General features: G+C 56.4%; 1 protein-coding gene. It reads left to right on the forward strand.

Annotated elements, in window-relative coordinates; genetic code table 11:
- On the forward strand, window positions 1-257 hold a 257-nt coding region (locus FXV77_RS21945; protein WP_148921382.1), incomplete at both ends, for a contractile injection system protein, VgrG/Pvc8 family.

A 257-nucleotide genomic window follows, 5' to 3' on the forward strand; every position in this document is an offset into this window, starting at 1 on the left:
CTCCCTGGTCAGCCAGCAGTTTCTCTCCCTTGAATTTGCGCAGGTGCTGGACAAAATGGCCTACCTGACGATATGGCAGGGCGATGAAGTACAGCGCCGGGTGAAAGGCGTGGTGACCTGGTTTGAACTCGGGGAGAACGACAAAAACCAGATGCTGTACAGCATGAAGGTGCACCCGCCGCTGTGGCGTGCCGGTCTGCGCCAGAACTTCCGTATCTTCCAGAACGAGGACATCAAAAGCATCCTCGGCACGATGT

Source organism: Sphingobacterium phlebotomi, from assembly GCF_008180195.1.
GTDB lineage: Bacteria > Bacteroidota > Bacteroidia > Sphingobacteriales > Sphingobacteriaceae > Sphingobacterium > Sphingobacterium phlebotomi.